Source organism: Longibacter salinarum, assembly GCF_002554795.1.
GTDB classification, from domain to species: domain Bacteria; phylum Bacteroidota; class Rhodothermia; order Rhodothermales; family Salinibacteraceae; genus Longibacter; species Longibacter salinarum.
Genome location: NZ_PDEQ01000001.1, coordinates 348,156 through 360,466 on the forward strand (window position 1 = coordinate 348,156; position 12,311 = coordinate 360,466).

Genomic DNA, 12,311 nt, shown 5'->3' on the forward strand with positions numbered 1-12,311 from the left:
ACGGGGAATGCAGACGCGCCGCACGGGAGAGGGAATCATTCGTCGATCCGTGCGTACAGAAAAAGAATTTCGGACTCCCAAATCGTTAATCCGATATGCTCCTCTCGAAGGCATGTGAATATGGTCTCCGTTCCACGCTTTATCTGGCTTCTCTCGACGAAGACGGGTACGTCTCCATCGGCACGATCAGCGACAAGCTCGACATCTCGTTTGCGTTCCTGACGAAGATCTTCCAGCAACTCAACGAAGCGGGTCTTCTGAAGTCACATCGTGGGCCGAGCGGGGGCGTGGCGTTTACGAAGCCGACCGACGAGATCTCGTTGTATGAGATTGTCGTGGCGATTGACGGTGAGGATCTCTTCGAGGAGTGCGTACTGGGTCTTCCCGGCTGTGGTCATGAGAAACCGTGTCCGATTCATGACCGGTGGGCAACGGAGCGATCGCGGTTGGAACGTTTGTTCAAGCGCAACACATTGGATGACATGGCCTCTCAAATAAAAAACTTCGACGTTCGGCTGGTCCCAACCGTCACCTGACCACGTAGTTTTTTTGCGAGGGCACAAAGCTGAACGAAAAAGAAGAAAGGCCGGGACCTTTGCTGGACCCGGCCTTTCGCCTGGAATAGCGCTCGAGGGCTCGGAATGTTGGATCCGGATTGCTGGATCATCGAACCCGTTCTAGCAAGGCTGCAGCACGGATCTGCGGCCTCGCCACGAACGGGCAACCGGAGCATCGGGCGCGGTGCTACGCCCCAGCAGCGGTTACTGAATCGTCAGCGTGCCGCGCATCATGGAGTAGTGTCCCGGGAATGTGCAGACGTATGAATACTTGCCCGGCTCGGACGGAGCCGTGAAGGTGACTTCTACTGTTTCACCTGGCTTCGCAAGAGCGGTGGCTCCGATGATGGCATCGTCTTCTGGAACGTATTCGTTATCGCTTGCGGTCAGGGCGGCCTGGCCGACTCGATTGATGGTCGCGTCATCGTTGTCATTCAGGATCACGACGTTGTGCACCATTGCCGGGCTGGTCGCCGTGTTCTTGAACACAAGCGTGATTTCCTGACCGGCTTTGGCCGTGAACTCGTCTTGTGCGAAGAGCATCTGGTTGCCGTCCGGCTCAATGACGACGCGGATCGGCTCCGGGTCGGTATCATACGCGAGCGTGGTCTGGGCGCCGAGTGCTGTGAGGCCGGCGAGAAGAAAGAGAACGAAAAGAGAGCGGAGAATGGTACGCATGGTTCTGTGTCGATTTCGGTTTGGGAAATTCGGGGGAGCGCACGTTTGTGCGCCGGTGTCTTGATGTTTTGCTATTGGGGGGCGGCGTTCAGGAGTTGGCGCAGAGCGTCCGACGAAGCCTGAATCCCTCTGTTAATGGCCGGTTGTTGATGAACGATGACGCCGTCAGCGTCTACGACCGTAATGATGGAGGAATGGGAGAACATGCCGCTGGCTTCTTGCTGGTAGCGCACGCCGAGAACAGCGGAGAGCTCGCGTACGTCCGTGTCCGTGCTGCGGAGGAGCGTCCAATCCGCGAGGTCCAGATCGTGCGTCGTTGCGAATTCGCGCAGTCGTTTGGGGGTATCACGCTCGGGGTCCATTGTCACCAGGATGCGGCCCACTTGAGCGCGCTCCGGATCGGACAGCGTTCCGAGGACCCGCTTCATGTTCTGCACGATCATCGGGCAAGCATAGCCGCAGTGGGTATACACGATGGCGATGAGCTGCGGACGCCCGCGGAAATTTTTGAGCTGAACGGTCGCTTCATCCTGGGTCGTCCAGGTGGACGTCAGCTGGTAGATCGACGTCTCCGGGAGCCCGGTGGAATCAGGATGCGTGGTTGCCGTCGCGGGAAAGGTGGTGCCCACGAGAATCAGCAGTATCAGCGGGACAGCGAGTAATTGTTTCATCGGATTTCGTGTCGTCTGGTCGACAGTCATTGGGCCACGGAGCGGACCGTATCTGGTGCATCAGCGGCCAATCGAAAGCTCAAGCGGGCCATGGTGTCGGTTGCCTTCAGGCTGGTGCGCACAGAGAAGCGGAGGAAGGCGGCGTAATCCTCAAGTTCGGTGGCGTCAAGCGCACCGCTGCCGCAAAATCGCTCCTTGTCAAAGGCCGTGTTGTAGCGCGAGTCCCCATTGATGACCTGCGTATTGAAGTCCTCGACCCACTCCCACCCGAGATCGTGCATTCCGTGGACGCCCAAGACGTTGGCCGTGGCCCTGTCTACGTCGCGAAGCGACTGATTGCTCGTGGCATGGGCCAGCACTCGGGCTTTGAAGCCGGGGTCGGAGTAGCCATTGCGGTGGGTCTCACTCGCTCGTGCGGCGTACTCCCATTCGGTCGTCGTCGGCAGGCGTTGCCCCTGCCAGCGTGCGTACGCCATTGCGGCAAACCAGGACACGTACACGACGGGATGTTCGGGAGGAGCTTCGGGGCCGAGCATTACATCGCCGGCCCAGTGGCGCAGGTAGCCTTCATCCGCGAAAAGCGCCTTCACACGGGAGCGTTGCCACTCAGGGTTCGCTTTCACGAAGGCCAGGTATTCCGCATTGGTCACGGGATAGCGAGCCAGCCAAAATGCGTCGACCTGAACCGAGTCGAATTCTGAGGGCGTCTTGTAGAGCGGCGTGTGATAGCCGTCATCAATCCGCACCATGCCGTCATCGGCTGACGTAGCCTGCCCCATCGCCGGAAGGGCGGTCAGCAGGAAGCCAATGGTGAGGAAGATCTGGACGGGGTACATTGGATCGCAGAGTAAAGGGAGGAGGGGGATCCGCCGGGCCCGCCGATCGCAGCGGGCGAGCCCTTTGGAAGCCATGGTTAACGCTTCTTTCGGCCTGACTCCGTTGAGGAATCGGTTGCCTTAGCGTCGGAGGTCGTCGGCTTCACATCATTGACCTCCGTCTGGCCCGAGAAAATGTTCGGGTCTTTTTCGCCCTCTACCTTCAGAATGCCGATCGCGCCTTTGTTGAAGGCTCGGAAGATCGCGTGGTCGACGAGCGTGTACGTACCTGGAACGTCAACCTTGAAGTCGACCACAGCCGCTCCGCCCGGAGGGACGGTTGTTGTCTGCACGTTATTCTGGGTGACGCGCGTGCCAGCTTCGCCGTAGACGTTGTCGAACATTTCGCCGATCACGTGGAAGGAGGAGGCCAGGTTGGGACCGCCGTTGCCCACGAAAAGGCGGACTCTCTCTCCCGGGGAGGCTTCGATAGCGCCTGTGCCCGTCATTTTGCCCTTCCCGCCGTTGAACACCACATACTCGGGATTCTCATCAATCGCTTTCTGCAGGTCGAACTGCTGCAGGCCCTTTTCTCCGTGCTTGCCGACGGTGTAAAATTCACTTTGCATCACGTAGTACTCGCGATCGACTTCCGGTAGGCCTTCTTTTGGCTCAACCAGGATCAGTCCGTACATGCCGTTCGCGATGTGCATGCCTACGGGCGTGGTAGCGCAGTGGTAGACGTACAGGCCCGGTTTGAGGGCACGGAACTCCATGACCGCCTCTTTACCTGGAGGAACGAGCGTGGCGTGGGCGCCTCCACCCGTACCGGTCACAGCGTGAAGGTCGATGTTGTGCGGCATCCGGCTATCCGGCATGTTGCGCATGTGAAACTCAACCATGTCGCCCTCACGGACGCGAATGAACTTGCCTGGCACCTCGCCGCCGAACGTCCAGACGTTATATTCAACACCGGGAGCGATCTCGTCCACTGTCTCGATGACGTCAAGATTGACGATCATTCGGGTGGCGTAATCCCGGGTGATAGGGGCGGGTACCTCGGGTGCATCCGTCAGGACGGCTACCTCTTCACCCTCAATCGGCGGGAGGTAGACGTCGTTTGGGTTCGTCTGTGCGGAGCTGGAAAGCGGAAACGTGCCCAGCAGCAGGAGTGCAAACAGAGTGGAAAGGAGAGACGTGGGGGGGAGGCAGGCACGTTGCATGGAGGTTACCTCTTAAGTAAGAGTACGGTGTCTGAGATGATGCCAGGAGGGAAAGCGAACATTCTCGGTATTAAGAGTACTTTGTCCGAAAACCTCAGTCTCTATATCCGCGGTTAGTAAGGAAGTTGCAAGTCTATAGCGGACAAACAGGTCTTCTTTATGCTATCTTCGCTATCCCTTCTTTTTCTGTACATCAAGGACGCGGGCATTCATCCATCGTCGTCTCGCGGACATCGGTTTTACAAGCAGAAGATCGCGTACATGAGATGTCGATGGTTTGCGACGAGGACGATGTCCCCCTTGAGAAACACCCGTAGCCGGAGATTCGAGTCGAGTCAATCAGCTTCATTTGGTCCCCAGCGATCATTTTAGATTCGCCCGACGGTCGGAAAAGGGAAGGAGGAGCGAGATCCATTGTGTATCTGACGCATGCGGAACGGGAGGCCCTCGCTCTCCGGGGGAGAAATGAATTGTGGTCGTCTGTCTACCGCCGTGAAGGTAGGAGAATCCCATCTGCGTGGACTCGTGACAGCGTCGAAGGCGCGAGCATCTACAGGATTGACAGTCAACGGTAGCATCTCCTGAAAGCGTACGTGCTCGGGAACGTGTCAATGCACCGCCGCTGCGCAGACGGTGAAGCAGAGCGGGAACTATTATCCATATGAGGATAAAATACTACGAAATCATGTAATGTCTGTACGCCCGGCCGATCGTTTCTCCAATTCTCTGATGCTATGCTACTCTCGAAAGGATGCGAATATGGACTTGCCGGGGCGATGTATCTGGCGTCGATCCCACAGAAGGGATATGTTCCTATCCGGGCGATCAGTGAGCATCTGGATATCTCCTACCCGTTTTTGACGAAAGTACTCCAGCAGCTCAATGAGGCTGGATTGCTTACGTCTATGCGGGGACCCAATGGAGGAGTAGCTCTTAGCCAAGCGCCAGAGCGATTGACTCTGAAGGAAATCGTAATCGCTATCGACGGCCCGGAGCTCTTCACCGAGTGCGTGCTCGGGTTGCCTGGTTGTGGGCACGAAAAGCCGTGTCCGCTGCACGACCAGTGGGGAGAGGTGAGAGACCACCTGGATGGATTGTTCGGTGGGCTTTCGCTCGCCGAAGCGGTTGGGCGAGAGGCGGATATTATGGAAGGGCTGGATTTCCCATGCCGAGGCCGGAGAGCGTCACCGGGACGGTGAATAGGAAAAGACTCTGGCCGCAGCAAGCCGGGCGAACTGCGGCACGGAGGCGTCGCAGCAGCTGTCAAGCAAACTCCGCTTTCAACGCATCCATCGTCGCATTGACGTCGGCGTCCGAGATGTCTCGATGGAGCGTGATGCGGACGGTCTGCGGGCCAAACGGAGTGACGTGGACGTCATGACGTGCAAGCTTCTCGATGACCGACTCGGCCGTCCCGTCGTGAACGTCGAAGATGATGATGTTCGTCTGCACGCGTTCGAGGTCGAGGTCAAACGCGTCTAAGTCTGAAACGGTATCGGCGATGCGACGCGCGTTCGCGTGATCTCGAGCAAGCCGTTCGCGGTATCCATCTAGTCCCACCAGAGCGGCAGCCGCCAGGACGCCCGACTGACGCATGCCCCCACCGAGTTGCTTGCGCACGGTACGGGCGGCGTTGATCAAGTCCTGAGAACCGGCTATGATCGATCCGACGGGCGCGCCGATGCCCTTCGAGAAGGCAGCCCAGGCGATGTCAAATGGCTTCACGAGGGAGTGCACCGGGACGTCCAGCGCAACTGAGGCATTCCAGAGACGTGCACCGTCGAGGTGAAATCGAAGCCGATGAGCACGAACGACGGCTGCGATATCATGAATGCGGTTGAGGTCGTAGACCACGCCGCCGGCCTTGTTCGCCGTGTTCTCGATACTGACGACGCGAGATCGAGCGTACACCGGCATGTCCGGTCGGATGGCCGCTTCGACATCATCCGTTGAAAGGCGACCGTCGGACGTATCGATTGGGTTCAGCTGTACGCCGGAGATCATGCCACTCGCGCCTGACTCGTAGTTGAACACGTGGCTTGACCGGTCGAGAATGACCTCGTCGCCCGGGTCCGTAAGGACGTGGAGACAAATTTGGTTCGCCATCGTGCCACTCGGCACGAACAGGGTTGCATCGACGCCGAAGAGTTCTGCGCAACGGTCCTGCAGCCGATTGATCGTTGGGTCCTCGCCATACACGTCATCGCCCACCTCAGCATTCGCCATGGCCTCGCGCATGGCCGGGGTGGGACGGGTCACGGTGTCACTGCGCAGATCGATCATTGAAGGGGATGAAATGGTCGTGGGCGGGGGAGGGCTGATGGCGCGGTCGAACGTGGAACGAAGCGCTAGAAGTACGCTTCGAAGCGCTCAACCTGTCGCATACGTCCGAGAATTGTACGAGCGTAACTGTCCATTCGGCGGGGTCTACGGACAAGTGGGTTTGGAATGCATGCTGCGAGGGCTGCCGCGTGCCACCGGCTCATCGTATCGGCAGAATGCCCATAATGGTACCGAGATGCAGCTTCGGCCCCGAAGACGCCGGGGCCCCACTCGATCACGTTCAGGTACAATTCGAGGATGCGTTCCTTCGGGAGAAGCAGTTCGGTGAGGTACGTCAGAGGCACCTCCAAGCCTTTCCGGATCAGCGAACTGTGCGTCGTCTGAAACAGATTCTTTGCGAGTTGCTGTGTGATCGTTGATCCACCCCGGTACATTCGCCCGCGTTCGCGGTTATCCTCGATCGCCTCTCCGATGGCTTTCCAATCGATCCCTGTATGCTGAAAGAACCGAGTGTCCTCAGCAGAGACGACGGCGAGCTCCAGGTCATCATCGATCTCACGAAGCGACACCGGTTCATAGGAGCGCTCGTAGTCTGCTTCTGTCCACCAGGCCGCCACCGACCGTTGTATCTGTACACCTGTTATCGGTGGGTCGACCCATCGATAGGCGATGAGCAGGAGCGTGCACAGAGCGTAGTAACTGCCGAGTACGAGGAGGATGCTTCGCATGGCGGTGCGAAGCCAGGAGCGCATCACTTCAGGCGTCAGGGTAAAAACCTCAAAGGTATCGGCGTCTTCGTCCTTTGCGTGAGGCGTTTCGGCGCTCGTAGAATCCTGTGAGTGTGTCGATGCTTCACTGGGAAGACCGGAGCGACTGCTCGAGCTGTCGTCGGCTTCCGTATCGGGTGCTCCAGGCGAGTCGTCGTTGGCCGTCTGGGTCGCTTTCGGGTCATCAGACACAGAATGCCCCGCACCCATCCCGTCTTCGGGCGAGTGCGAGGCATCGAATGGAGGCTGCGAGTCCGTCACCGAGGTGTGCAGTTGTATTGAAACTGTTAACGTCGATGGGACGGAGCCGGAGCGGCAAAGGGTCCGGCGTGCCGACGCAATCGGCGTCCGTCTGCAACCCTACGGACAGAAATTAGCGGCTGATGTCCTTGATTTTGAGCTTCACGCTTCCGGCGGGGACATCGATCTCGATGGTGTCCCCCTCTTCCTTGCCGAGGAGCCCGCTTCCAATCGGGCTATCCACAGAGATCTTGTTTTCCGAAATGTCTGCCTCTTGCTCCGACACGAGCGTATATGTTTGCTCGGCGCCAGAGTCTACATTCTCTACGGTCACCTTCGAGAGGATGTATGCTTTGCTCGTATCAACCGTTTTCTCATCGACGAGTCGAGCGCGGGCGATGGTATCTTCGAGCTTGGAGATTCGGGCTTCGAGCTTGCCCTGTTCCTCCTTCGCGGCATCATATTCCGCGTTTTCCGAGATATCGCCCTTGGCCCGTGCCTCGGCGATGGCGTCTGCAATACGCGCACGTTCTTTGGTCTTCAAAAACCGAAGTTCTTCTTTCAGATCTTGCAGACCCTCCTCGGTTAGGTAGACGGGTTTATCTTTAGTCATAGTCGCACGTGAATACGTGAATACAGCGAAAGAAGGGGCATCCGAATCGGTCTCCGCCATGTAAAAAAGAACGCCACAGCCATTCCGGCAGCGGCGGTAGCGGGGGTGTTATTTCCGACTCGGACCGTAGTATTCGGCAGCCAGGGGAAAATTGTTCCTGTCCATGGGGGGCTACGCTCCGGTATTTTTACGGATTGGAACGTAATATCGGAGCGAAGCAATGCCTGCGTGGATACCGCATACAGTTTCGTTACCAGCCGCTCCGCCTGCTATCGTCCGTGGATGAAACGGATCGCGTTTCTGGATTAGGTTGGACACGGGGATTTTCTGGCAGGACGCGTCGAGCTTGCCACCACGTGCGCTGCCAGTAGTCCGTGTGGAGGGATGAGACGGTGACTCCGGTGCTTGACGAGGCGTGTACGAACTCGCCATTCGACAGGTAGATGCCCACATGCCTTTGTTTGCGCCCCGGTCGAAAGAAGACCAGATCGCCCGGCTGGAGGTTTGATCGCCGGATCTCTGTCCCCACTCGGGACTGACGGCGTGTCTCGCGTGGAAGGTCGAGTCCGAGAACGTCCGCGTAGAGCACCTGCGTCAGTGCGGAGCAATCGATTCCGCGGCGGTCCGTTCCCCCGAGGCGATGTGGAACGCCTTCCCACCGGCGTGCTTCGGATCGAAGCTCCGGCTCAAGCGTCCCGTTCTGGACGGACGCATTGGATCGAGTGTAGGATGGTTCCTCTGATGTTCTCGCTGACTGCGTCGAGGAGCAGGCCGTCAAGGCCAGGAGCGAGAGCGCCAGAAGGGGGATAAGACGGGCACCGGGAGGTGGCATCACGGCACGAGTCGGATGCGAGAGGATGGGAAAGGTATGCCGCGGGACGCGATCAGAAAGCAACACGTTTGAAGAAGTAAAACCACACGATCGGCGCGGCGGATGCATAACATAGAGGAGGAACAGAAGGAAAACCAGAGGATCGACGTGCGACAGGGAGACCGTTCGAATCCACACGCTTGAGGAATGCGAGAAGTGGCCGCCAGGACGTCGCCGACGAGCTGGCGTTTGGATCATCGCATACCCTGGTACGGTACATCCCTACGGCCACGCACGGCCAACATCCCCGATTACTGTATCTTCCCAATCCCGACCGGACCCACCCCTATGCCGTATCCTGAGCAGATGGTACAGCCGATGCGCGAGGAACTGACGCGCCTCGGCGTCAAAGAACTGAAAACCGCCGAGGAGGTTGACCAGGCGTTCGACGAAACGAAGGACGGCACGATGGTGCTCGTCATCAACTCTGTGTGCGGATGTGCTGCCGGGAACGCGCGGCCGGCCGTCGCCATGGTCAAGCAAGGCGACACGCATCCGGATGCCTACACCACGGTCTTCGCCGGACAGGATCTGGAAGCCACGGACCGCGCCCGTGAGCACCTCGCCGGCATCCCGCCGTCGTCTCCATTCATCGCGCTCTTCCGCAACGGCGATCCGGTCTACGTCATTCAGCGGAAGCACATCGAAGGTCGTACGGCAAACGCGATTGCGTCGGATCTCCGCAACGCGATCGACACATACTGCACGGACGGCGACATTCCTGCGGACGCTCCGTCGCAGCCGAACGAGTCCGGGCGTGCCCAGAGCGATAACGTTCCGTCTTCGTTCCGCTCGATTATGTAGCACGTGCCTGCTGGATGGCACGACTGCGCGTTTCCAGCGATTTGAGATTGAGGAAAGCGCCCGACCGGTCCGAGGTTGGGCGCTTTTCTTTGTTTGCGGGAGGCTTGCGCGTATCTCGTTGCTCCAAGCGTCAGGCGACAGAAGCATCAGACCGTTGCATATCCACATGGAGAGACGCGGTGCTCCTCTCGACGCGTAGCTCGGCAGGGGCGCCGAATGGGAGCGTGAGCCGGGGCAAAATGTGACCGTACGCGAGCCCGCGGACAACTGGATAGGGGCGATTGGAAAATCGATCCTGTAGGACCTCGTCCATCGTAAGGGTGGGCGGCGTTGCGTCTCCGGGACGAAACGATCCGAGGATTACGCCGGCGAGCTCGTCAAGACATCCGGCGAGGTGCAGATGCGTCAGCATTCTGTCCACACGGTATGGGGCTTCGCCCACGTCTTCGAGAACCAGAATGGCGCCCGCCAGGTCGGGTAGAAAGTCGGTACCGATGAGGTTGACGAAGACCGACAGGTTGCCGCCAAGGAGGGGACCGCGAGCGACGCCTCGACCCGACAGAACGGGCAGATCTGCCGCAAGCGGAAGCTGTCCTTCTTTAGAACTGGCAATACGGTGGAAGGCTGCGGCTGCATCCAGATCGCCCGTGTCCGCATTTTGCCACGCATCCGGCGACGCCGACGCTGAGCCATTGGTGATGCTATCCGTGGACATCTTCGCCCATTCCGTCACGACCGGGCCGGAGAGCGAAGCCCATCCGCGACGTGCGTACAGAGCCATTTGCAGAGCCGTCAGGTCACTGTATCCGATTACCCACTTTGGGGGAAAGCTTTCAGCCTCCGTCCATAGGTCGTCAAGGATGCGCAGGCACCCATAGCCGCCTCGCGTAGCAATGAGAGCTTTTGCATCCGGATCTGCAAGAGCCGACTGCAAATCAGCCAGCCTGCGCGCGTCCGGCGCAGAGAGGTAGCCGTGCGGGGACGTGGCCTCTTCCGGCTCGTAGAGGACATCGATCTCATAGATGCGCCGCAAGACCTCAATCCCCCGTCGGTAGCGCTCCACATCGCGCGGCGCGCTCGCAGGGGCAATAACAACGATGCGATCTCCGGGGCGAAGGGGCGGGGGGAGCATGTGTGGCAGCGCGTGGAAAGGATGAATCAGGGTGCTCGAAAATCCGTCAATATGGCCTGATGCCGAGATCATACGACCGTCATGGAGGACGAACAGCGGCACCCACGACTACAGCCAGCTTTTTCTTCGAAAGTAGTACACGAGAACGAGGGCAATGGCAGCCATGGACGCCATCGTAATGGGGTAGCCGTATGGCGCCGAAAGTTCAGGCATATTCTCGAAGTTCATCCCGTAAATGCCAGCCACAAAGGTGAGCGGGATAAAGATCGTACCGATGATGGTGAGGACCTTCATCACCTCGTTCATGCGGTTCGAGAGAGACGTCATGTACAGGTCCATGAGGCCGCCCGCGAGATCTCGAAGCGACTCGACCATATCGAGGACCTGGACGGCGTGCTCGTATGCATCTCGAACGTACGGTCGAAGCACGTCATCTGGCCACAAAGGATGCTGCGTTCGCTCGAGATGCGAGAGCACCTCGCGCATCGGCCATGCGTGTCTGCGCACGTGAGCCAGGTCGCGCCGCATTTCGTTCAGCGCGGACTGGGTGTGGTCGTTTGGGTCTTCAAGAACGGCGTCTTCGAGTAACTCCGCACGTTCGGCCATCGTCTCCAGCACGACGAAGTAGTAATCAACGAGGACGTCCAGGATCGCATAGGCGAGGTAGGCTGGACCGGATGAGCGAATGCGACCTCGTCCACGTGCGATCCGCTCGCGCAGCGGGTCCAGTATGTCTCCCGGCACCTCCTGGAACGACACGACTCCTTCCGGTCGCACGATCAGGCTAATCTGCTCTGCGATCAGATGCGGCCGTTCCGCGTCGTCGGTGTACCGAAGCATTTTCGCTGCGATGTAAATCGCCTCCGGTGACTCGTCAACTTTCGGGCGTTGACCTGTGTTGGCGATGTCCTCCTGCAGCAGGGGGGAGAGTCCCAGCTGATTTCCAATCGTCTGAACTTTGTCCGGCTCGTGTACGCCCGATACATCCAGCCACGTTACTGTCGATTCGTCACTCTCTAAAAACCGCTGCACGGCGACTTCGACGTCATCCTCATCGGAGACCTCGTGGAGGTCCGGTGCGTAGTTCGTAAGCCGGCAGGTTATCGGCGTTGACCGTTCCTCTCCGACGAACACGACGGATCCTGGGGCCAGACCTACCTTGTGTCGTCGCTTCTTGATCGGAAACAGGAGGCGATCGGCGGCGCGTCGTGTTCGAGAGGCCATAGGCATCAGCAGGGAAAGAAAGGACAGAGGGGGCCAGAGTATCGGGGTTTAGGCGCTAGGATGACGACGAGCTTGACGATGGGCTCGACGACGTGTCCTTCGTGTCCTTCTGCTTTTTCTTCTTCCGGGAGAACGTTTCGGCGGATGGTGATTCGAATGCGGAAGGGCCCGGTGTTGGGGTTGTTGATCCTTTGAGGTTCTTGATCTTCCGCCGATCGCGAATTCGTCCGGGCAGGGTGCTGAGTAGACCCGTGAGCACGCCCGTAGCGAACGTCACGATCAGCACGAGCGCTTTGGAGCCCTGCGTCTGGACGAACAAGAAATCGACGGCCATCGGATCGTCATTTTGCAGCGCAAATACGACCGTAAGAACAGCGAGAATGAGCGCAAAGACGAGTGCGAAACGCATGGTACTGGAAAAGGCTGTCTATCG

Annotated in this window: 13 protein-coding genes and 1 pseudogene; 3 read left to right on the forward strand and 11 right to left on the reverse strand. The window is 58.8% G+C overall.

What is annotated here, in order from left to right; genetic code table 11:
- The first annotated feature begins 95 nt into the window (after positions 1-95).
- Positions 96-536: an RrF2 family transcriptional regulator gene (locus CRI94_RS01430; RefSeq protein WP_098073879.1), complete on the forward strand. Its 441-nt coding sequence runs from the start codon at positions 96-98 to the stop codon at positions 534-536.
- Between the two features lie 225 nt (positions 537-761).
- On the opposite strand, the gene CRI94_RS01435 is transcribed toward CRI94_RS01430, so the two are convergent.
- The 4 genes and pseudogenes from CRI94_RS01435 to nirK all read right to left on the reverse strand — a co-directional run.
- The gene (locus CRI94_RS01435; RefSeq protein WP_098073880.1) at positions 762-1,235 is read right to left on the reverse strand and encodes a plastocyanin/azurin family copper-binding protein; all 474 of its coding nucleotides are present in this window, start codon (positions 1,233-1,235) and stop codon (positions 762-764) included.
- A gap of 71 nt (positions 1,236-1,306) precedes the next feature.
- The gene (locus CRI94_RS01440) at positions 1,307-1,906 is read right to left on the reverse strand and encodes an SCO family protein (RefSeq protein WP_179862104.1); all 600 of its coding nucleotides are present in this window, start codon (positions 1,904-1,906) and stop codon (positions 1,307-1,309) included.
- Between the two features lie 26 nt (positions 1,907-1,932).
- Positions 1,933-2,817: a formylglycine-generating enzyme family protein gene (locus CRI94_RS01445; protein ID WP_218919339.1), complete on the reverse strand. Its 885-nt coding sequence runs from the start codon at positions 2,815-2,817 to the stop codon at positions 1,933-1,935.
- Between the two features lie 86 nt (positions 2,818-2,903).
- Positions 2,904-3,944 (reverse strand): annotated as a pseudogene (nirK, locus tag CRI94_RS01450) (copper-containing nitrite reductase); the annotation flags it as partial.
- Between the two features lie 734 nt (positions 3,945-4,678).
- Between nirK and CRI94_RS01455 the strand changes: the two are divergent.
- Positions 4,679-5,143: an RrF2 family transcriptional regulator gene (locus tag CRI94_RS01455; protein ID WP_098073883.1), complete on the forward strand. Its 465-nt coding sequence runs from the start codon at positions 4,679-4,681 to the stop codon at positions 5,141-5,143.
- Positions 5,144-5,207: 64 nt separating this feature from the next.
- Here the strand turns inward: CRI94_RS01455 and CRI94_RS01460 are convergent, their stop codons facing one another.
- From CRI94_RS01460 to CRI94_RS01475, 4 genes are all read right to left on the reverse strand, one after another.
- Positions 5,208-6,227: a threonine aldolase family protein gene (locus CRI94_RS01460; protein ID WP_098073884.1), complete on the reverse strand. Its 1,020-nt coding sequence runs from the start codon at positions 6,225-6,227 to the stop codon at positions 5,208-5,210.
- Between the two features lie 65 nt (positions 6,228-6,292).
- Positions 6,293-7,255 (reverse strand): monofunctional biosynthetic peptidoglycan transglycosylase, encoded by a 963-nt coding sequence (gene mtgA / locus CRI94_RS01465; protein ID WP_245846023.1) that lies wholly within the window; start codon positions 7,253-7,255, stop codon positions 6,293-6,295.
- 112 nt (positions 7,256-7,367) lie between these two features.
- Positions 7,368-7,847 carry a transcription elongation factor GreA gene (gene greA, locus CRI94_RS01470; RefSeq protein WP_098073885.1) on the reverse strand — a complete coding sequence of 160 codons (480 nt, stop codon included), beginning with the start codon at positions 7,845-7,847 and terminating at the stop codon, positions 7,368-7,370.
- 250 nt (positions 7,848-8,097) lie between these two features.
- On the reverse strand, positions 8,098-8,679 hold the full coding sequence (locus CRI94_RS01475; protein WP_098074285.1) for an NlpC/P60 family protein: 582 nt from the start codon (positions 8,677-8,679) through the stop codon (positions 8,098-8,100).
- 327 nt (positions 8,680-9,006) lie between these two features.
- Here CRI94_RS01475 and CRI94_RS01480 point away from each other — a divergent pair, with 327 nt between their 5' ends.
- Complete coding sequence (locus tag CRI94_RS01480; protein ID WP_098073886.1) at positions 9,007-9,522, forward strand: BrxA/BrxB family bacilliredoxin; 516 nt, start codon at positions 9,007-9,009, stop codon at positions 9,520-9,522.
- A gap of 130 nt (positions 9,523-9,652) precedes the next feature.
- Here the strand turns inward: CRI94_RS01480 and CRI94_RS01485 are convergent, their stop codons facing one another.
- The 3 genes from CRI94_RS01485 to CRI94_RS01495 form a co-directional block, all read right to left on the reverse strand.
- A complete protein-coding gene (locus tag CRI94_RS01485; RefSeq protein WP_179862105.1) occupies positions 9,653-10,654 on the reverse strand; it encodes a S66 peptidase family protein in 1,002 nt (333 codons plus the stop codon).
- A 108-nt stretch (positions 10,655-10,762) separates the two neighbouring features.
- Positions 10,763-11,878: a magnesium/cobalt transporter CorA gene (corA, locus tag CRI94_RS01490; protein WP_179862106.1), complete on the reverse strand. Its 1,116-nt coding sequence runs from the start codon at positions 11,876-11,878 to the stop codon at positions 10,763-10,765.
- Positions 11,879-11,933: 55 nt separating this feature from the next.
- Positions 11,934-12,287: a LapA family protein gene (locus CRI94_RS01495; protein ID WP_098073889.1), complete on the reverse strand. Its 354-nt coding sequence runs from the start codon at positions 12,285-12,287 to the stop codon at positions 11,934-11,936.
- Positions 12,288-12,311 lie beyond the last annotated feature (24 nt).